The following is a 23,002-nucleotide window of genomic DNA, read 5'->3' as shown; positions in this document are numbered from 1 at the left end:
GGAAGTCAAAAAAAGAGAAAAAAAGAATTCTTGTAAAGTTTAAACTTTAATTCTAAAATACCCGAAATTGAAGTAATGCTCTTATATCATCATCAAATTTACACATCCTATTTTTTATAATTTACTTTTTTTCTTAGCACAATTAAATCAATATGTTATTAAATTAGGTTCGTAAAAATTGTATTCATCAAAAAATGACACATTTTCACATTATCATTGAAACTATTTGTAACTTGTTAAAGATAATTACACCTCATTTTTGCATATTATATTGACAATTTTTTACAAACGTAAGAAGGGAGTAAAATAAACTTAACTCATAAAAAATATGTTTAAAAATTTTACAGATCCCTTTTTTGGCGATCCTTCAAATTGTTTGAATGTAGTTTCTTCTTTTTTTTCAAAAACTTTCAACTTACTTAACATCCTTAAAATCCAATATTAAAGTAATGAAACGATTAAAAATAGTTTTCTGTTTAGTTCTCGTGATGGTATTACCAAAACTTATTGCCCTACCCCTGATTAAATACTCCAATGGCAATCCAGAATACAGTATTCAATGGAATAAACAATTTGCACAAATTAATGCACTGGTACCTGAAATTGAAATCAACGATAAATGGGTTTCGGTTAGAGAATTCAAAATACAAATTGACGGAAATATGGACCAAAAAGAATTTTAAAATCGAGTCCAATAAATTAACATTGGACCAACCTGCTCATACTGTTAAAATAATTGAGTTTGTGAAATAAAAATTTATGGAAAGAAGAAAATTTATTTTAGACACTTTAAAAACCATCCCTCTGGTTTTAATCGCGCCCAATTTATTTGCTTCTTTTAGCAAAGATGATGACATTACAAATCCAAATGGGAAAACAGTCCTTATAATTGGGGCAGGAATATCAGGACTTGCGGCCGCAAAAAAATTAAAAGATAAAGGATTTACTGTAATTGTGATAGAAACGCAAGAAAAAATTGGAGGACGACTTCGGACAGACAGAAGTACGGGAATTGCTTTTGACGAAGGTGCTAGTTGGATTCATGGGCCAAATGGGAACCCAATAACAAAATTAGCTTCGCAAGCAGGTGCAAATACCTACCTAACAGACGACGATAATCTTGAGGTTTTTGACAACAACGGAACGGCTTATTCCGACGCTTTTCTAGATAGCCAATATACCCAATTTGAAAAAGCCCTAAAAGCAGTTAGACGCGCAGGGACAAAACGGCAGAGTTTTCAAACTATTTATAACTCATTATATCCTACACAAGCCAACAATAGGCTATGGAAATATATGCTTTCTGCTTATTTGGAATTTGATACGGGTGGCGATATTTCAAAATTATCTTCAAAATATTTTTATGATGATGAAGCATTTCCGGGAAAAGATGTAATTGTTACCAATGGCTACGATAAAGTGGCAAATTTATTAGGGCAAGGCTTGGATATTAGATTGAACAGTAGAGTTACAGAAATAAATTATAACGCAACAAAATCATTGGTGAAAGTAAACGAAAATTCAATTGAAGCAGATTATGTAATTGTTAGTGTGCCATTGGGCGTTTTGAAAAACAATAGCATTTCCTTTCAACCAATTTTGCCAGCATCAAAATTATCAGCTATTCAAAACATCCAAATGGGTAATGTAAACAAGTTTTTATTTATTTGGGATACCCCTTTTTGGAACACCAATATACAATACATCGGCTATACGCCAGAAACAAAAGGTAAGTTCAATTATTTAATGAACATGATGAAGTTTTTACCAACAACCAACGGCTTAATGACATTTGCTTATGGCGATTATGCAACTGTTACCGAAACTATGACCGATGCCCAAATAATTAGTGAAGTAATGGCGCAACTGAAAACCATTTATGGGAATACCATACCTAATCCGACAAATATGTTACGAACGAAATGGGGGCAAAACATCAATACTTTCGGGACTTATTCTTTTGCAACAAATGGAACTACAAGTGCCGATTTCGAAACAATGGCTACAGAAATAAATAACAAATTATTTTTTGCGGGGGAGCATACTGAAAAAGACTATCGAGCGAGTGTACACGGAGCATATTTAAGTGGTATAAGAGAAGCGGATAAAATAATTGCACTATAAAAAAAATGACAGATAAAAGCTAAGGTTTTGCATCAGACGAGCTAAGGATGGAACGAAAACCAACGATTTAATTTAGCAACATCTAAATATTGCTAAGAAAATGGAAATGTAATGGTTGTCTTGGTGGAAAGATTTTACAAAAACAGATGGACTGGGAAAGCCTCAAAAGAATTCAAAGACGAGTAATGAATATAACTTAAGCAATATCAATTAAATATAAAATGTTGTTTTTATATTTTAAACCATTATTAAATTTAACAGTCTAAATCGTAAATAATAAAATTTTAATTATGAATAAATATAGTTTTGAAAGCTTTAATAATATAAAAAAAATTATCCTTATTGCCCTCATTGCTTTCTCCAATATGGTTATAAGTCAGGTAGGTCCGCAGCCTAGCTCTTTTGGTGTTTGGGATCGTGGAGAGGCTATGGATATCAAGCAGTATCCATTTTTAAAAGGAACATCCTGCGATTTTCCTTGGAACGAAGTGGAGAAAACATCGGGGGAATATGACTGGTCTATATTAGATAAGGCCATTGAAAGAGCCTATAAAGAAAAAATTTCGTTATATATTTCGTTTGAGGCAGGGCCTAAAACACCAGAATGGGTTTATGAAAAAGGGGTACCAAAGGTAATTACAAATGCTAGTAAAAACCCAGGTGCATTTGACCATTATCCTTATTATTTATCTCCAGAATATAAAAAGTATTATCACCGTTTTCTAACAGAAGTGGCTAAGCACATTAGTAGCTTTTCTAAAGAAAAAATTAGAGCTATTTCATTTATTCAAGTTAAAACAGGATGTACAGGAGATGAGTGTGCCTATAAAGGTGAACCTATAGATGAAAATTATTCTTTACCTACGAAAAGTGCAAAATGGAGAGAATTCCGTCTTGAAACCTTTGCCTTGCATGATAAATTGTTTGGTAAAAAATCAGGATTGAATATTAGCATGCTTCTCAACAATCTAGAACCTCAAAGTAATAATGGTAAAAATAATTTTGTTCAAGAATGGGATTGGGCCATAAAGAACCTTAAAGATGGTTTTGGCATAAAAAATGGAGCACTTTCAAGAGGACATCATTTAAGTGGGGAAATTGATGCAGTGAATACGTTTTTGCCTTACCTAGTTGACCCAAAAGGGGTAACACTTTTTCGTCGTTCCGAGATGGACCAAACCTGGACGCGTCCTTGGTATCAACTAAATGTTCAACTCAACTTTTATTGGGGAGCAATTAATGCCTTGAATGCGGGTCAAAGTGTTTGGGATGTTACAAACGGCGCTTTGAAGGTTAGCAAGGAACAAGGTTTTGATTATTCTTTCTATTTTTTCAATAAGTATGCCGGGCAAATATACCCTGAGATAGCAACCGATGCTTTCTGTGCTTTGCATAAAGGTTTGAATGCAGCCGATACAAAGGCTTATCCAGAGGAAACGTACGGTAAAGCCTCACATGGTAATATAGAGCGTATGGAAAAAATCACAACCGAATATGCTAAATATGGAGCGGCTAACGACGATAAAAATGCACTTAAAATGGGGCAAGTGAAGCAACGTGGTGACCAAGTTGGTTTTAATGATGCGGGTTGGGAAATTTGGCCCGATAATTACTCCAGATTACTCTATCAAATTGAACCAGATGCTACTTCAATTCCATTATGGCGGGTGGGAGGACCTATCACAGCTTACTCTTCTATTTATTCAAGGTTTGCAAGAGGATTCGAACACGCTACGGGCAAAGATGCAATGTACTTCAAACTTCATGATGGTTTTTCTCAAGATAATAAACCTAAAATAATGTCGATAACTGTGGTTTGGTATGATGCCATAGAAGGTTCTAAATGGAAACTAGATTACGATGCAGGAAACAAAACTATGAAGACAGCAATGACAGTAACTGGAAAAGGGGACCAAAAATGGCATCATGAAGTGATAACTATTAAAGATGCCGTTTTCAAAAATGGAGGAACAAAAGGTGCTGACTTTGTACTATTGAATACGGATGATAAAGATGATATATTTAGCCTTGTAGAAGTTCACCGGGGAGAACAAGAACTTCCTTTATTAAGACCTCAAGAAGAGAATCGTGCTTTCAAGGGTAGTGCTAAAGGAACCAAATATAGCAAAGGCGAAAACGCCGTTGAGGGTGATAAAGAGAAGAAAGGGAAAAGAGAGGATAAAGAGGATAAAGAAGATAAAAGGGAAAAAAGAAAAAAAGATAAAAGTAATGATTAGTTCTATGAAACTTAAAAGAACTAAAAAAGGGGTTATTCTATTATTATTTTTGTTAGGACTATCTCAATTGACATTTTCACAAAACAAGGGAAATGAAAAAAAAGCTTTCGAGCGCCCAGAATGGGCGGGGTTCTTTACCAATTCCAAGAATGAAAAAATTGATACTAAGCGTTTTCCTTTCATTAAAGGTCAGGCTGATAGAGTTAAGTGGGCTGATATTGAGAAAAAACCAGAGGTATATGACTGGTCGGAAATGGATTCTCAAATCCGTAATGCCGTAAAAGGAAAGTATTATTACTATTTCGTCTTATGGACCGGGCCTCACTCGCCGGAATGGATTTATGAACAAGGGGTGCCGAAAGTGGCTGTGAATGGAGGCAAAGGTAAAGAATATTTTCCATATTACCTCGATCAAAATTACATCAATTACTTCCATCGTTTTATCGGCAAGCTGGCGGATCACATAGCCTCACTTCCTGAGGCTGACCGAAAGGCCTTTGCATTTATACAGCCCGCATTTGGTTCGACAGGGGACAAGCAGCTCTACAAGGGCACTCCAAAAGATCCGAAATACAAAATCAGCGCCGAGGAGTATCTTGAGTTTTGCAGTGGAGCAACGAAACGGTTCTACGAAGCCTTCGATAAGCCGGAACTCAAACATATCCGATTCCTGTTTAATGTGGACGATGAAAGCAATCCTGGAGTGCTGAAGGCGGCTAAGGGTGCAAAAGCAGGTGAACTACTTTACGCAAATTGGCTTCGTAAAAACTACCCGATTGAGCTAAGAAAACAGCAATTTACTATTGCCATTGGTTATCAGGCAAATGGTGAAATAAAGCAGGACACCGAGCTTCGCCCTACTTTTTTCGGCCTGAAAGGCAAGAAACCGGAGTTTGTGCGCGGAGAGTTTTCCAAATTCGCACAGGGCGGGATATTTCAGGAAAATCCGATTTGGAATTATTACTGGACTGCTATTTCCACGGTAGATCGGGGGCTTGATCTATGGGAAGTTGATTATAACACCGTAAAAACGGGCAAATACGATGAAGGTTTTGCTTTCGCCAGTCGCTATTCCTATTACAAACAACCGCAGACCAGCCCGTATGCCTTTATCGCCCTTCGAGATGTGCTTGATAGTGCCGATACCGTTCGCTTTCCTGAGGAAAAATACGGGAAGGCTATGCAGAGCAACGCAGAGCGGATGAATAAAATTGAGTCGGAATTCAATACATACGGAGCGAAAGTCGGTGATTTGCATGCAGCCACTTCTCTCTCAGGATCCAATTATCTTTATGAAGCCAAAACAATGAACGATGTAGGTTTCGAGCTGATAGCCAGAAACTATAGCCGGTTTATTACCCAGATCGATGCAAATGAAACCAGTGTCGGGTTATGGCGAGTTGGCCCCACAGATAAGCCCTACGGTCGATATGCGCGGGCGTTTGAAAATTCAAGCGGACGAAATCGGATGTATTTTGATCTGGATGACAATTTTCTATCGACAAAAGCTAAGGAGTCAATCACTTTGAAAATCATCTATCTGGATAAGGGTATTGGGAAATTCTCTGTTCGTTATGATTCCACATCCGATCCAGACAAAACCGCGGCAACCATCGCCAAAGCGAACACTGGCAGGTGGTTGAGCAAAAGCATCACCATCGCCGATGGAGCTTTTGCCAATAAAGGTCTCCGAAATAGCGATTTCTCCTTGGTGAATGAGGATAATGAGGACGACGTTTTTCATATGATTGAAATTATGAAGAGCAACCCGAAAAATTAATTTTCACTAAGATGTCTTGTTCCGAAATAAATTTAAACAAAAAACCTATGTGGTTTTGATTTTTCATGCTTAAATTAGAGTATTATAAATATCTAAAAGGGATAACCAATAATCCTATCATAACAATACAAAAATTAAAAAAGAGGCTCTACAATTTTATTTTGAACAGTCTCTTTTTTAGTTCGTAAAAATCAATTTGAAAATGATTTTTTTAATCATTATTTTATAATTTGTATTTTAATAACCAAAAAAAGTTTTGTTTTTTGATTTATTTAATTGCATTAATCCTTAAATGAAACAAATATATACTACAAATGAGACTATTTGCATCTATATAAAAGAGGGCTTGCAGTAAATTTGTATACAAGATCAAGGAGGATAGAAATTTTCAGTATAATAAAAATTACAAAATAAGATTAGAATTTTTAATCAAGTCTTAATCTGTAAAATGAAACTAAAGTGTTTTTCAATCCGCTTTGTCAAAAGCTAAAACCAAACTAAAATACATATTCATAAAATAAAATGTCAAAGAAAATTAAAAAAACGGTTACGACGCTTTCAATAGTATTTTTAAACGTTTTAATGTCTTTTGCTGGAACAAATCAGCAATGGAAAGAGATTAGGGTAGATGTTAAGGCTAATGGTACAGTATCGACTACTAATAGTTTAAAGGAAATTAAGAATGGCTTTCAGCAGTTGTCAATAACACTATCGAACAAAGGAAATAAACCAATTACGATTGAAAGAATCTCTATTATCATTCCGTTAGAGACTCAGTTGTCTGACAACTTGGACATGGTTTATGGAGGAAGTTGTATGGGGCGTACGCCTTTGCTTAAACAGAAGATAGGCAGTCAAACCAATCGTAGTTCGAGTAACATGTATGAAATGTTACGATTATCAGATGGGCAATATTTATTTGCAGGTGCAACTTCTTGGAGAATATTTATGCCTAATTTCACATTAAAACAAGGTGTTTTCGAAGTATGGTCTGATGGAGAAGGCAAACAACTAAAACCAGGTCAGACCATACAATACGAACAAATCGTTCTTAGACGTGCAAACAACTGGCTTGATTTACTTGATCAATTTGGAACGGCGATTGCTGCCGAAAATAAAATTACCAAGCTCAAACCCGCCGATTTCAAAGGTTGGGCAACTTGGGATTATTACGGTAGAGTATTCACTCCAAAAGACATTTATGGTAATATGGATCAATTGAATCAATTGGCTCCCGAGGTAAATATGATTCAAATTGATGGCGGATGGTGGACGGAACGAGGAGATTATAAAACGTTGAACTCAGGACTTTTACCTGGTGGTGTCAAGGAGATAGTTAGCCGGATTACGTCCGAAGGAAAAACTCCTGGAATACATTTTGATGGTTTTAGAGGGGATGAAGCATCTGAAATTTATAAAACTCATCCTGAGTACTTCCTTCATGATCAAGATGGAAAATTGGTGGTCGAAGAGAATGAAAAAGCAGATAAAGTGATGCATTATATTTACTTCGATTACTCACATCCAGGAGCAAGGTCATATATCGCAGATTGCATAAAAAACATGAAGGATAATTGGGGGATTCGATATTTTAAGGTAGATTTTATGCGTTACGGCCTTCAGAATGATATTAAACTTAAAAACAAACATGTTAAAAGTTTTAAAGCCTACGACCCTACAATTACAGGGGTAGAAAGGTTTCGTTTGGGAATGAAAACCATGAGAGAAGCCATGGGGGATGACATCTATTTCTTAGGATGTTCTGCTGTTTTTGGACCAGCTATCGGATTTGTAGATGGTATGCGAACGGGTGGAGATATCAATCCAATCTACCAAGCTTTTCCTGAGCGTTGTTTGGGTAATCTAAGTAACTTTTACTTAAGTGGTAAAGTTTTCAATGGAGATGCTGATTACCTCGTTTTCCGTGAAGCCATAGACGAAGATTCAACAGTATCTCAAGAAGATGTAAAACACGGACATAGTATGACGATGAATGAAGCTCAAATGTGGGCCGATTTTAATAAACTTTACGGTACTACCCGTTTACAAAGTGATAATTTAATGACACTTCGCCCAGAACGTAAAGCATTATCAAAAGAAGTTTTTGAGTTTCCAGCAATGGAAGAGACCGTGCCGTTAGATTTTTGGGAGCATGGAACTAGCAAACAGGATGGGTTCGAGTTAATAATTGCCAGAAAAGATAAGGATATTTACCTTGGGGTTTTCAATTGGAGTGATAAACCTAAAGAATATGATTTGAAAGCTTTTGGAAAAACAAGTCCTGTACTTTTAGAAGGGCGTCATTCTAAAATTTTCAAATACGAAGGTAAAGAATCGTTTGATCAACTTTGTAAAAAACTTCAGTCAAGATAAGTTTGAGCTATGCAAATATTGAAGAATTTAACAATCAAATTAATTACAAAAATGTAGCTTAACTTAATGTTCAGTATTTATTTGCATATCCAAAATGTATTTGATTGAAACAAATTGATACTATAAAAGGAACTTTTTAGATTGATAGATGTCTTTTTAAAAAAAAATGCTTATTCAATATGTATAATTATATTTTATAAATAGATTAATGCTGAAATACTAGGCTATACCGCTTGTTATTTAAAATTAGTCCAATAAAAATTGAACAAAATGAAATATACTGCTGCATTATGCCATAATGATTGGACTAATCAATAATTATAATTGTTATTATTGAACAAGTATAATATTCTGAATCCCAATTATTAAAAAACATAGAAGCAATCTCGTCGGGATTAAAATGTCAAAGATTTTAGATTATAATATTGGATATCAGAATCTATAAGGCTTTTTGTTACGGTTTTACACCAATCATTATCGAATTTAAAAGCTAAGTACTATTGCCTTTTACTTCTTAAGCCTGAAAGACATCAATTACTTTAGTCCTTCAATTTGTATTTTAAAATGTATTCTGAAGGCGACATTTTGCAATGGGATTTAAACCACTTAGAAAAATACTGTGGATTAGAATGACCTATAGCATATGCAATCTCAGATACATTTAGATCTGATTCTAGTAAAAGTATGGTAGCTTTTTTCAATCGTACTGAATCTATAAACCCTTTACCAGTAGTACCTGTTATCATCTTAACTTTTCTAAAAAAGGTAGAACGACTCATTGAAAATTCATTCGAGATATTGATTATATTCAAATTATCCACTTCTATGTTATCGTTAACATATTTTAATAGTTTTTCAATAAATTCCTTGTCTTTACTATTTGTGGTTAAGTCTCCAGCATCCTTATATTTATTAGTCAAAAATAGGTTTTTAACTTTGTTTCTGGACTCTATAAGGTTTTTGATGGTTAGGTTTAAAATTTTAATATTAAAAGGTTTTGGGACAAAGTAATCTGCCCCAGATTGCAATCCTTTAAATTGGCTATCCATATCGCCCTGAGCTGTTAATAGAATTACTTGGATATGTGAGGTGTTTATGTCGTTTTTAATAGTAACACATAACTCAAGACCATTCATTACGGGCATTACTATATCACTGATAATTACGTCAGGTTGTAATTTATTTGCCATTTCAAATCCAATTTCCCCATTTTCTGCAGTATATACGTTGTAGGAATTAGAAAAGTAATCGGCTATATTTTCAAGCAATTCAATATTGTCATCCACATATAAAATTGTTGGTTTTTCAGCGTTGAATTCAATATTTTTATCAACTAATTTAGTATTATCAACCTCATTATTTTCATCAAAATTAGTAGCACTTATAACTTTTGATAAGTCATTATCCCAAAGGGTTGTTTCTGATTTTTCTTCGCTGGAATAAACGTTTTCATCCAATGGTAAATTCAAAGTAAAAACAGAGCCTTTATGCAATTCGCTACTTACCGAAATGCTTCCTTTATGCAATTCAATCAAAGATTTAGTTAGTGACAATCCAATTCCAAATCCACTTACATAGCGGTCCATATTGCCCCCATGATGGTAAAATCGATTGAAAATTTTAGACAAAAAATTGGCGTCTATTCCTGTGCCATTATCAATAACATCTATAGCTAAAAAGCGTTTGTTTGTTGAAGGACTAATTTTAATTATAATTTTACCGCCTTTATTGGTGTGTTTAATGGCGTTGGAAACTAAATTATAAACTATTTTCCCAAGGGCATTTTTATCAAACCAAATCAATACTTCGGGCTGATAGGCATCTATTGAAATTTTAATTTCTTTCGATTTTGCTAATCCATTAAAAGCAATTTTAATATTTTTCAAAAACAAAATTATATCATTTTTCTGAACTTTTAATTGGTAATTACCTGTTTCCATTTTATGAATAGCCAATAATTCGTTTGTCAATTCCAAAAGGGTATTTACATTTTTGTCAATAGTTAATGCTTCTTTTTCTTGTTTAGGATTCAGTGTAAAATTAGAAATTAGTTTTTCAATAGAACACAAAATAAGGGTTAGGGGAGTACGAATTTCATGTGAAATGTTTATAAAGAACTCCAATTTCGATTCATTAATTTTCTCCATTTGCTCATGATATTGTCTTTCTAATTTCTCTTTGTTTCTTTTCTCAAGTCGTTTTTTTGTAATAGTTGAAACCAAAAGTATTAAAGCATACAGTATGATTATATACAAAACAATTGCAGTGAATGAGATCCAAAATGAAGGGCTGATTTCGATGTTCAGAGAAGTATAATTAGCATTCCAAGTTCCGTCTTCATTCGATGCTTTTATTTTAAATGTATAAGTACCAGTGGGTAAATTTTTATACTCTGCAGAATAAACATTTGAAGTTGTAAAATTCCATTTTTTATCAAATCCTTCTAGAATATAGGAATATTTACAATTTTTAGGATTGGTATAATTGGGAGATAGAAAGTTTATTTTTATATTCCTTTCTTGATGGGAGAGTTCAAGGGGTATAGAATCATTAATTGGTCTTCTATTATTTACATTTATTCCGTTAACAATAATATCTTTTAAATTTACAGGTTCAGTATAATTTGAATATTTGATTTGCTTAGGGGCAAATTTAGAAACACCGTTAATACCTCCGAAATAAAGTAATCCATCAGCATCAGAATAGGATGAATGTTCTGAGAATTCATTGTCTTGAATTCCGTCGTTTTTGTCATAATTATTAACTGAGTAGGAATGATTTAATTTTACTAAACCTCTATTTGTGCCTATCCATAAATTTCCCTGCTTGTCACTTTGTAATGATTGAATTAGATTACTTGGCAATCCATTACTAACAGTAATTTTTTTTATTTCTGAAATAGCTCCATTTTTAGATAATTTAATTTCTATCAGGCCCTTTCGTGTTCCTATCCAACAATTGTTGTTACTACCTAGACTAATGTCAGCTATATATTCATTTTTTTCAAGTTTATTTGAATAATTATTAATGTTATATAATTCCTTTATGGTAAAATCACTATTTAATCTTGCCATTAAAAGTCCCATTGTCTGAGATCCAACCCATAAGGTGTTGTGTTTTGGGTCATATTTAACCACACGAATGAAACTTTTGGAATTTGCAGGATTAATAATCTTGTTTTTGTAGTTGACTATATTTGCTATTTCAAAATTATTGGTCAAAGTAAAACTTATGAGACTATTATCTGTTCCTATCCAATACTGATTTTTGGCATGGGTTATTGAAAAAATAATTGCATTAATCTTATTGTCTGTGTTTAGTTTTTTTGTACTGAAATTATTTTTATCAAAAGTAACTACATACAATCCATCAGACGTACCTGCCAGAATATGGTTATTGTCAATTTTAGATAATGCGAAAACAGATTTTCCATTAAATAGATTGTTGACTAGTTTTTGATTCGTAGTGTCATAAATATAAACGCCTTCAAATAAGGTTCCCATCCATAAATTACCAAAGGAATCTTTACTAATTGATCGGGTATTATTGACTATTGAATTGTTTTTTTTATCTTTAATCTGATAGTTTTTAAATTTTAAGCCAGAATTATTTTGATAAAAGATACCATTTCCTAGCGAACCAACCCATAGTGTTTTATCTCGAGAGAGGTAAATACTTTTGATTTTTTGAGTTTGTAAATTAATTGGGTTGATAGCACTATTGGCAAAATTATTGGTTTTAAGCAACTCCTTTGGTATTAAAATAGCTCCATCGCCTCGAGAGGTCACTATCAGACTATTGTTGCGATCTTGGATGATGTTTGAAATTCTAGAAAAACGGTTAGTGGAACTATTTTTCGGGTAAATTTTAGATACTAAATAGGCTCCTTTATTTTCTTTTACATGATATAAACCATTATCTTGAGTTCCTATCCAAGTGTTTAAAAAATTATCTTGAAAAAAAGTGGAGATAGTAACATCAACTGAAGGATCAATACGAATTTTATCTTTTATTGCTAATTGATTGTTACTGATTTTAGCTATAATTACTTGGTTATTTGTAGTTAACCAATAGTTTTCATTTTTATCTTTTAACCAAATTTTTAAGGATTCAGTTTTTATACTGTTATTAATTTTATAATAAACACTATTTTTAAAAATTGATTCTATGTTTTCATCTGTAAAAAGGTTTGTTCCAGGATTTATGCTCCAAAGCCCTTTTGAGGTAGTGAGCATAATTTTTCCATCAATCAATTTTATAGAGAGTATGTTTTGACTAAAAACACTGTATTTTGAATTATATTTTTTGAGATTAAAAATTTTTTCTGTAACAGGGTTTAGGACCGTAACACCTTGCTCGGTAGCAATCCAAATATTGCCGGATAGATCCTGTAGAATAGAAACTATAATATTGTCTGAAAGTTCGTTAAATGAATTTCCAGCATAATAGCTTTTAATATTTACACCATCATATCGGTTTAGACCATATTGGGTGCCAAACCACATATACCCATCTCTATCTTGAAATATTGTGGTAATACCGTTTAGTGATAAACCTTGTTTGTTGTCTATATTTTTAAAATTAACAACATAAGGCTGTATACCATATGAATATACACAAAAAAATAATGTGATTAGTAATGTTAAAATTCTTTGCATTTATTGTTTTTATTGGTAATGTTGTATGTTTTCAAACTAAATTTTCCTTTTTCGGAGAGCTTATTAATTTAATATTTCAAAGATAAATATTTTTTCTGTTTGTTGATAATTTTATTTGTTTGCACTAATTTGGGCTATTGTTATAGCAATTTTCTTTATTTTTTGTCTTTTTTTATATCATTCCCCCACTTCCAAAATAAACATCTCCGAGAGCTAAGTTCTCTAATGATTCATGATATTGCTAATTATTGTATCGGTCAACAAACTTTTTGAAAGCAACTTCTAATTCTTTTATTACGAAATAATTATTTATTTTTTCAACATTTTTTATTGTCCAGTGATAGTCAGGAAAAGTACCTCCACTCATTATTATTTAAAAAATAACCAATTTAAATATCACTTGTTTCCTTGTTTATAATACCGGTATTTTTTTTATCTCAGATATTAGTTGTCCATCGGAAGTAAAACCTTCAATTTGAACTTTTATTTCATTTTGATTTCCTCTTGGAAACTTAACTACAAAATAAGGGGTGTCTTTTATTGTAATAGTTGGAGTCCAATTTAAAGTCCCAAAATAATAAAACTCTTTTTGGGTTTCGAAATAAGAGCTCTTATATTCAATGTTTGGCGAAAAGCCATTTGTTACAATCATTGAAGTGTATTTCGTCTTGAAATATTTGTTTTTAACTCCTTTCTTTAGAAAAATCTTAATTGTGCCATTACTCCTACTAGAAGTATCTGAAAGTCCAGATTTGTCTATATAGATTTCATCTACATCACTGATTTCGAGATCAAATAAAAAATTAAAATCCGTTTGTTGAATATCATCTATATAAACAGCGGGAGCATTATCTGAATTACTTGAATAAGAACTTCGAATATAGGCTTCGTTATTTTCTACATCAATACCAGTTCTGTAACCATTTCTACCTATGAAATCTAGAACGCTTCCGTGTTGTCCTTCTTGAATTTTAAATCCTTGAGCATTCATACTCATATCGGCTTTACTTACTAGAGTCAATTTCTTGAAATTGTTTTGAATTGTAATTTCATTTAATTTAATAACAGATTCTTCAAGTTTTGGGGCACTAAAAGTAAAATTATCGTTTGTTTTATTTATGGGAGGACAAATGAATTTTTCAAATGGTAAAACTAAATATCGTGGTGATGTATTGGAAAAAACTCTTGTTGTCATTTTAGTAGTTATGGATAGGTTTTTTTCGTCCATCATTTGCAAAATGAAAACGGTAGAATCCTTGGCATAAAAGTTTTCGAACTTAAAATTACTTTTTTCATCAATAGTTGTTTCTTCAAAAACGTTGTCTTTTGGAGAAAAAAGGGAGACCTTAAATTTTGAATTTGGTTTTATTACTTTCTCCACTTTACCACTAATAGTTACTCCTTTATCAAAAGTATAACTCATTTTTGGAGGATACAATTTAATGTTATTCCAAAGGTATTTACTTCTATTTTGATTCAACATTAGTAACTCCATCTCTTCTTTTCTGTTTTTGTTTTCAGGATCATAGTATGAATAGTTATTAATTTCAGGGATCTCTAAGTAGGCATTGAGATAAAAAGTGCCCATAATAGATCTTTTTTGCTCAGCACACTTATTATCTGCAGGAAGTACGCTAACACTTAGATTTGCTTGATTCAGGTCTATTTTCCCAGACAATATTATGCTATCATTAGCAACAGCTTTCGCTTCGAGAGCAGTAACAGGATTTATGCTGCCATAATTATAAATTAACCGTTCGGTGATTTCATTTAGATTTTCATCTATTATTCGAATACTATTGACACCATTTGAAAGGTATTTTTTATCGAAATAAACTATTTGATCCGTTTGTTTATTATTAAACGTGATTTCTTTTAGAATTGCATTTTTATTTTGTTGCACCAAGAGGTTATACGTTTTATTTTGGTATAATGCCACACCTTTGTCATTCGTTTTGACATTAACTAATAGATTTTCCCCACTTAAATTATTTTTGTAACTAACTACAATACCCGTTTCTTGAATACTGGGTAATGGTTTTGAGATAGTTAATTTTTCAGAAATTACCTTTAGAGTATAAGTTTCATTTAGATCTGGATTTATATAAAAAACACCATTTCCTGATTGGTTAGTGTGAAAATGTGAAATTTCATTTGATTTAGAATCCACTATAATACCATCATTTATTTGGATTCCTCTTCGATTACAATCAGTAATCTTGACTCCAACAGCATTGATAATGTCACTTATTATAGACCCTCCTTCAGGAAATAATTTAATTTCGGCTGTTTTCCAATTGGGTTCTTCTGAATCAAAATTATACGTTTCTTTTTTATCAATAATTTCGATGGTTTGCACGAAAGAATCATCTTCTATAAAATTGTGCATCCAATTGGTGAAAAAATGAAAATAGTATTTACCCGCTTTGAATTTGTCCTCCAGATGAATTCCTCCAGCAAAGGTGCCTTTACTTGCAAAAAGTAATTTTTTTTGAATGATTTTCCTTTGGGCATCATAAACTATCAATTGCACATTAGTGGTGTTTTCAGCTAATATCATATTGTTTTTACTGGTAATATATCCTTTAAAACCAATATCTTCACTGTTCACATACCTATTTTTATTGAATTGAACGTGTATATTTTCTCTATCGTACTGAAAATAATTCTCTAAGCAATTCTCTATTAATTTTTTATTATTAATAGTTTGAGAATTGGCTTGAAAAAACAATGCACTGCAAATCATTATAAGGGTAATTCTCATTTGTAGATATATTAATGGTGGTATGTTAAAATAGTATAGTTGGTAAATTCAAATTAAAAAAAACTTAAGTTTCAAAAACGGTTTCGATGCTTATAATTGATAAAAACAAATAACGAAATGCCACTTTTCTTTTGCTTTCAGCGTTTGAAATGTCATCATTAAAAGTATTTTAAAGAATTCTTAAAAAATAATAATCGAAATTTATATCTATTATTCATATCGTATTAATTAAATTGGTTGAAAACTCCTTTTTTCTTTAAAATAAAACTTTTTTTAAAATCAAATAACCTAAAATTCTTTTTCTCCGAATTCACTTGTTGGTAGTTTATTTTTACTAGACAGTTTATTAAAGTTGTAACTAAAATTAATCAACAAAACATTGGTCTCATAAATGTAATTTGTTGTAGTGTAAAAATCATTTCCAAATGTTGTGATTCTTTGTTGATTTGTTATCATATCGCCAAATTTTACATTTTGCCATTGCAATCCTAAACTCGCTTTACCATTCATTATGGTTCGCTTTACAGACATATTAGGTGATAAAAATTGTGAATCTTCTCCTTGTGCTGTTGGTTTTGCCGAAGTATAATTCACATTGGCTGTCAGGCTCCAATTTTTGTCTAAATTGAAAGTACCGTTGGCATTCAGGGAATACACCCAATCCGAATTATTGACGGTTGATGTTTCTCCCAATATATCCAAGTCACCATTGATCTTGTAATTGTAAATGTTGGCTCCAAAGTACAGAGACATCCATTTTTTGGGCTTTAGATTCGTTCCCAATTCCAAGCCAAAAAGTCTCGCTCTTTCAGCATTGGTGTACACCCTATTCAAAATAGTGTCGTTGTAAACACTGTTGACTCTTTGTATTGGGTTTTTGATATTTTGATAATACAATGTGGTAAAAAATGTTCCTTTTTTGAACGCATGATTTATTCCCAGTTCAGCCAAATCGACGAATTGTGGCAACAAATCAGGATCTCCTTGCTCTAAGGTTTCGGAGTGTTCTCTTTCGGGTATCGGATTCAATTCGGAATTATTGTTGCGCTGTACTCTTTTGCTGTAACCCACTTTTGCATTCCAGGCATCATTGAAAGTGTACAACAAATTAGCCGACGGAAAAAGATTGCTGAAATTCAAAAGATAAGGATTTATATCGGTAGATAAAATCACTTCCCTTTGGGCATATTCATAGCGCAAACCAGCAATATAGTTAAGTTTTTCTGATTTTCCCGAATATTGGGAATAAACAGCATTGATGTGATTTTGGGTTTTGGCTGTTCCTCTAAACTGGGAATTGTCAACTGGAAGAACAGGTTCTGGATTGAAGGTATAACCAAAAGTTCCGTCTTGTTTGTCATTTCGATATTGGTAGCCACTTTCTAATTTTCCTTCTCCAATAGCAATGGCGTAATCTAATTTAAAGCGAAAACCAGAAATCGGATTGGTGTAAGGATTGTTTACTTCTTGAAAAACAGTCTCCTTGGCTGGATAATCCATATTCAAATTGATGGTATTTCCATGTAAATTCGCGTGTTCATAGAGTGTCGAAGCGGTCAAAGTAGATGCATTGGAAAAGGTGTGGGTATAATCAAAATTGACCAAGGTAAATTTTCCTTCCTTAGTTTGCACATTTGAATTGAAATAAGGAAACGTACTTAAAACGGCATCCGTTGTCAAGTCGGAAGTGCTGTTGTTGTAAACCAAATCGGCTCTTCGGGCTTGGAATTTCTTGCCGAGATAAAAACCAAAATTGAACGAATTGTTTTTATTGGCTGTATAAAGCAAGGCAGTTTTAGCGGAATAATTGTACTTATCAAAACTTCTTTCACCATTAGATGGAAATCGGGTGATGGTATTTGCATCGAAATCCCTGGTGTAAGCATCGCCTTCTCGATAACCGTTATTGTCATTCCTTTGATAGTTGGCCGTAACAGAAAGGTCTATTTTGTCTTTTTTATAATTGGCTGTGATATCGGCACCAAAACGTTTTGGTTTTTCCAAATTATTATAATCGTCGGTGCTTGCTAATCCTCCCATTGCATTGGCAGAAAGTGCAAAACCATCCGTGCTGCCTTTGGTAGTGACAATATTTATGATGCCGCCTTTGCCATCAGGATCATATTTTGCAGAAGGTGCAGTGATCAATTCTATATTTTGAATGGTATTGGCGGGTAATTGACTCAAAATGGTTGCTGCATCTGTCAAAACGGGTTTGCCATTGACCAAAACCATAAATCCGTTGGAACCCCTGAGACTAATATCGCCCTGCCCATTTACAGTGACCGAAGGTAGGTTTTTAATTACATCGATGGCGGAACCACCTTTGGCAGTTTCAAACTGGCTAGCTTTGTATTGTTGCTTATCTATTTTATTAGAAGAGTTCATTTTTTTACCTTTCACCACTACTTCATCTAGTGCTTGACTTGCAATTTTTAATTTAATTAATCCTAACTGAACATTTTGATTATTCACAACTATAATGTTGTTTAAAAGTAGTTCTTCATAACCTACAAAATAGACTTTAATTTTGTAGTTGCCTGGTTTAATATTTTTGATTAAAAAACTACCAGTTTTGTTTGACAAATCTCCATTAACAACCAATTGTGTAATCGGATTGATTATTGCAATACTAGCATATTCTATAGGTTCTAAGGTTTGATTGTCTTGAACTAATCCTTTTATAGAGCCATTTTGAGCAGCTATTGTATTTATAACTATTAAAATAAAATAAAAAAAACAAAGTGTTTTTATTGACATTTTATACTTTTAAAATTTATATTTTTCCTATCGGAATACTTATTTAAATTATGATTTAATACTTAATTCAAGTCATCATTAATTAGATAAAAAAATAGTAATCAAATCGTTATTCTACATTTAAATTTTTATCATTTTCTGTGATTTTTTTTAATTTTTAACTACAAAACAGGTCATTATTCAACAAAAAAGACCTACTTAGTATTAGAAAAATGGTAAACAGTATAGCTTTCATATTTTTCGCCAGGGTTGAGAATAAGTGTTGGAAAAGATTTTTGATTTGGTGAATTATAATCTTGGGTTTCTACTGCAAACGATTCTCTAAAATTAAATGGTTTTCCCATTTTTCCGATATCGGTACCTTTAAAAAAATTGGCACTAAAAAAATGCACTCCTAGATTATTGGTAAAAACTTCTAATTTTCGTCCGCTTTTGGGATCTACAACCGTTGCCGCTAAAACAATTTTAGCACTGTGTTTTTTCTTTAAGACATAACTTTGATCATATCCGCCAGCTATTTTCAACTGTTCATTTGAATTTTCTAAAATGATATCTTTTCCTATAGGTTTTGATTTTCTAAAATCAAAAGGAGTTCCTTCAACATTTAGTATTTCACCTGTTTTAATTTTATCGGGATTTACAGCGCAAAAAGAATTAGACGGAATCGTTACAATGTGGTCTAAAATAGTTCCCTTCCCTTCTCCTGCAAGGTTGAAAAAAGCATGATTGGTCAAGTTTACAGGAGTTGCTTTATCTGTAGTAGCACTTAACTTCAAAGTCAAATCATTATTTGAAGTTAAGGTATAAGTGGCTTCCACTTTTAAATTGCCGGGATAACCCATTTCTCCATCAACAGAATTATAAGACAAAACTATTGAACTTTGTGTAACTGATTTTACATCCCAGACTTGATTATGAAATCCCATTAGTCCTCCGTGTTGGTGATTAGCCCCATTATTTATAGGAAGTGAATATGTTTTTCCATCCATTTCAAAGATTCCTTTAGAAATTCTTCCTATCACCCTTCCTATAATGGCTCCGTGGTACACTCCAGTTGCTTTTAGGTAATCTTCAATACTCTTAAAGCCAAGCACTACGTCGGCTTTTTGACCGTTTTTATCAGGCGCGCATATACTAACAATACGGCCACCATAATTAGTTATGGCAGCCGTTAGATTTCCTTTTTTAAGAAAAAACAACCCTGTTTTCTTTCCATTTATTAACGTATTGAAATCTATTGGGTTTAATTGAGCACAACCCCCATTTTGCAAATAACTCTGACTAGTAGCTTTAAAAGAAATGAAAACTAAAAATAGCAAGGCTAAAAGGACTTGTTTTTTCATGGTTATTTCAACTCTATTTTTTCTACATTTTTATAATCATTACCTCTGATTTTTTCGAAATCTTTCACCATTGCGCTTAAAAGTTTTTGTTGCGATTTAGCAAGATTCTGTTTTTGACCAATGTCTTTTTTTAAATTATACAATTGAAAATCTTTGGAGTTGCCTACTTCGATATTGACTTCCGCTAAAATTGGATCACCTGGATAAGGTGGAATCATCAACCAATCACCTTGGCGGAACGCAGTTTTAGTATTGGCTTCAATAATGAGATTTTTTCTTCCTTTATTGCTTTTACCCAAAAATACATTTAGTAAATCTTGACTGTCTGTTTTTTTTACATCCATTACAACCAACTTGGCAATAGATTCCATTAAATCGACTTGGCAAACCAATGCATCAGAAACTTGGGGTGTAATAGTACCTTTCCAATATGTAAAAAATGGAACTCGAGTGCCAGCTTCTAACAAACTGTATTTGCCGCCTCTTAATGGACCGTTGGGTTTATGATTGCCTAGTTTTTCTAATGCGTCATCGTAATAACCATCGTTCAAAACTGGTCCGTTATCACTAGAAAACATAATCAAGGTGTTGTCTAAAACTCCTTCGTCTTTTAACGTTTTTACTATTTCACCTACGCAATAATCCGCTTCTAAAATAGCATCTCCACGAGGTCCCATTCCCGATCTACCTACAAATCTTGGATTGGGAGTACGAGGTACATGAGGTTGATTTAAAGCATAATAGAGGAAAAATGGTTCTGCTTTGTGGATTTTTACATAGGTTTGTGCTTTCGCCAAGAAATGATCTGCTAAATCGACATCGCTCCAATTTGCACTAGCACCACCTGATACAAAACCAATACGTGGAATCCCGTTTACGATAGAACCGTTGTGACCATGGTGCCATTTCATCGTGAGTAATTCTGGATTTTCCTTCCCTGTGGGTTGTCCTGGGAAATTTTTATCATAATTTACGGATATTGGATCCTTACTATCCAAATTAACTACTTTTCCATTATCAATGTAAATGGTTGGTACTCTATCTTGAGTAGCCGCCATAATATAAGAATAATCGAAACCAACATCATTTGGACCTGCATCTAATTGTTTATTCCAATCCACAATTCCAGTGCCTAAACCCAAATGCCACTTGCCCACAACAGCGGTTTGGTATCCCTTTTCTTTTAACATTTTTGGAATTGTCTGCTGATCTTTGCCAATCAATAAAGGCGCGGAACCCGGAAGAATTTTGGCGTCTTTATTTCGCCATGGATAAACACCTGTAAGAAGACCGTAACGGCTTGGGGTACAAGTTGCTGAAGTAGCATAACCGTTTGTAAATCGCACTCCTCCATTGGCTAAGGCGTCAATATTTGGCGTTTTTATAGAGGTTGTACCATAACAGCTTAAATCTCCGTAGCCTAAATCATCCAAATAAATAAAAACAATATTGGGTTTTACATTTGAATTTTTATTTTGACTTATACCATTTAAACTAAAAGATAGTGCTAAGAAGCTTAAAAAAATAGGTGTGAATTTCATTGACTAAAGGTTTATTTTTTTGGTTTTTTATTCTTTTTAATTAATGGGAAAATTTCAGATTCTATTCTGGCGGTTTGAGCTAATTTAACAAACTCCTCTTTAAGTTCTGGCATTGCATCAGCTAAATCCTTTTTCTCGTAAGGATCTTTGGCAAGATTATAAATTTCAACTTTTTGTTTTTGAGTGGCTTTATCATAAAAAATATCGGCTTTCATATCCCCTTTTCTGATAGCTTGACACTGGTTGCGCTCCCAATACAAATATTCATGTGTTTGTTGTTTACCTTTAATACCTAAAAGAGTTGGTAAATAAGAAATACCATCGATATTATCAGGGGTTTTCACATTTACAATTTCGGCACAAGTGGGCAAGAAATCCCAAAATGCAGAAATAAGTTCACTACTACTTCCCGGAATAATTTTCCCTTTCCAATACGCAATTAACGGGGTTTTAATACCTCCTTCATACACTTCAGATTTTCGACCTCTTAAATCTCCAGCAGTATGCAAATAGCTATCTTCCTCTGGACGGAGAGCAGTACCATTGTCACTCGCAAAAATAATGAGTGTATTATCCAAGAGGTTCATTTCTTTTAATTTAGCCACAATCTCGCCTACTTGCTGATCTAATCTTGATGACAACGCAGCATATTTAGGAACGCTGAATTCTTCAGAATGGGCTTCTCCAACAGGAAATCCGGTTTTTTTGCCATAATACTCTAAAGTTTTATCATCCGGCTGGTGGTATGGCTCATGAGGTAATGTAGGACAAAAATACATGAAAAAGGGTTTGTTTTTATTGAGTTCAACAAACTCTAAGGCTCTATCTTTAATCAGATCTGCACTATAAGCGGAAAACGGAATGTCCATATTTGAATTTAATTCTACTAAGTCATTTTTGCGTAAGTATGAGGTAAAATAATTATGGGCATGAATCTGTCCGTTATAGCCAAAAAACTGGTCAAAACCCTGATTGTTTGGAGATCCTTCCGAAGCAGGATACCCAAGCCCCCATTTCCCAAAAGCTCCAGTAGTATATCCCGCAGTCTTTAATAGTTCAGCAACTGTAATTTCACTTGCTGGTATGGGCTCGTTACCTTCGTAAGGAAGTGCTCTATTGTCTCGTATAAAGGTATGCCCCGTATGCTTGCCTGTCATTAAAGCACATCTCGATGGAGCACAAATATTAGACCCAGTATAATGATTGGAAAACTTCATTCCCTCTTTTGCCAATTGATCAATATTTGGGGTTTCAATTACTTTTCCACCATAACAACCCAACTCATTATAGCCCATATCATCGGCTAATATGAAGATAATATTAGGTTTTTTAGAGTTTTTTATTTCTTGTGCATTTATCGAAAGTGAAGTCAGCAAAATTGCAAAAGCTAGTATTTTTCTTGTAGTCATTATTATGTTCATT

General features: G+C 33.2%; 11 protein-coding genes. 5 read left to right on the top strand and 6 right to left on the bottom strand.

What is annotated here, in order from left to right:
- Positions 1-449: 449 nt before the first annotated feature.
- From F6464_RS10235 to F6464_RS10215, 5 genes are all read left to right on the top strand, one after another.
- Positions 450-683 carry a hypothetical protein gene (locus F6464_RS10235; RefSeq protein ID WP_151107713.1) on the top strand — a complete coding sequence of 78 codons (234 nt, stop codon included), beginning with the start codon at positions 450-452 and terminating at the stop codon, positions 681-683.
- A 76-nt stretch (positions 684-759) separates the two neighbouring features.
- Positions 760-2,124 (top strand): flavin monoamine oxidase family protein, encoded by a 1,365-nt coding sequence (locus F6464_RS10230; RefSeq protein WP_151107712.1) that lies wholly within the window; start codon positions 760-762, stop codon positions 2,122-2,124.
- A 290-nt stretch (positions 2,125-2,414) separates the two neighbouring features.
- Positions 2,415-4,361, top strand: coding sequence for a beta-galactosidase (locus F6464_RS10225; RefSeq protein WP_151107711.1), 1,947 nt, complete (start codon positions 2,415-2,417; stop codon positions 4,359-4,361).
- Positions 4,354-6,141: a hypothetical protein gene (locus F6464_RS10220; protein WP_225318066.1), complete on the top strand. Its 1,788-nt coding sequence runs from the start codon at positions 4,354-4,356 to the stop codon at positions 6,139-6,141. The genes F6464_RS10225 and F6464_RS10220 overlap by 8 nt, the downstream gene beginning before the upstream one ends.
- Before the next feature lie 522 nt (positions 6,142-6,663).
- On the top strand, positions 6,664-8,514 hold the full coding sequence (locus tag F6464_RS10215; RefSeq protein ID WP_151107709.1) for a glycoside hydrolase family 36 protein: 1,851 nt from the start codon (positions 6,664-6,666) through the stop codon (positions 8,512-8,514).
- Between the two features lie 539 nt (positions 8,515-9,053).
- On the opposite strand, the gene F6464_RS10210 is transcribed toward F6464_RS10215, so the two are convergent.
- The 6 genes from F6464_RS10210 to F6464_RS10185 form a co-directional block, all read right to left on the bottom strand.
- Positions 9,054-13,172 (bottom strand): hybrid sensor histidine kinase/response regulator transcription factor, encoded by a 4,119-nt coding sequence (locus tag F6464_RS10210; protein WP_151107708.1) that lies wholly within the window; start codon positions 13,170-13,172, stop codon positions 9,054-9,056.
- Positions 13,173-13,584: 412 nt separating this feature from the next.
- A complete protein-coding gene (locus F6464_RS10205; protein ID WP_151107707.1) occupies positions 13,585-15,936 on the bottom strand; it encodes a hypothetical protein in 2,352 nt (783 codons plus the stop codon).
- 288 nt (positions 15,937-16,224) lie between these two features.
- Positions 16,225-18,696 carry a TonB-dependent receptor domain-containing protein gene (locus F6464_RS10200; protein ID WP_151107706.1) on the bottom strand — a complete coding sequence of 824 codons (2,472 nt, stop codon included), beginning with the start codon at positions 18,694-18,696 and terminating at the stop codon, positions 16,225-16,227.
- Between the two features lie 194 nt (positions 18,697-18,890).
- On the bottom strand, positions 18,891-20,039 hold the full coding sequence (locus tag F6464_RS10195) for an aldose epimerase family protein (protein ID WP_151107705.1): 1,149 nt from the start codon (positions 20,037-20,039) through the stop codon (positions 18,891-18,893).
- A gap of 2 nt (positions 20,040-20,041) precedes the next feature.
- Positions 20,042-21,580 (bottom strand): sulfatase family protein, encoded by a 1,539-nt coding sequence (locus tag F6464_RS10190; protein ID WP_151107704.1) that lies wholly within the window; start codon positions 21,578-21,580, stop codon positions 20,042-20,044.
- Between the two features lie 11 nt (positions 21,581-21,591).
- The gene (locus tag F6464_RS10185; protein ID WP_151107703.1) at positions 21,592-23,001 is read right to left on the bottom strand and encodes an arylsulfatase; all 1,410 of its coding nucleotides are present in this window, start codon (positions 22,999-23,001) and stop codon (positions 21,592-21,594) included.
- Position 23,002 lies beyond the last annotated feature (1 nt).

Origin of the sequence: Flavobacterium luteum (assembly GCF_008806775.1) — a bacterium.
In the GTDB taxonomy this organism is placed as follows: domain Bacteria; phylum Bacteroidota; class Bacteroidia; order Flavobacteriales; family Flavobacteriaceae; genus Flavobacterium; species Flavobacterium luteum.
The sequence above is the reverse complement of the archived record's forward strand: the minus strand, read 5'-3'. Positions and strand labels throughout refer to the sequence as shown.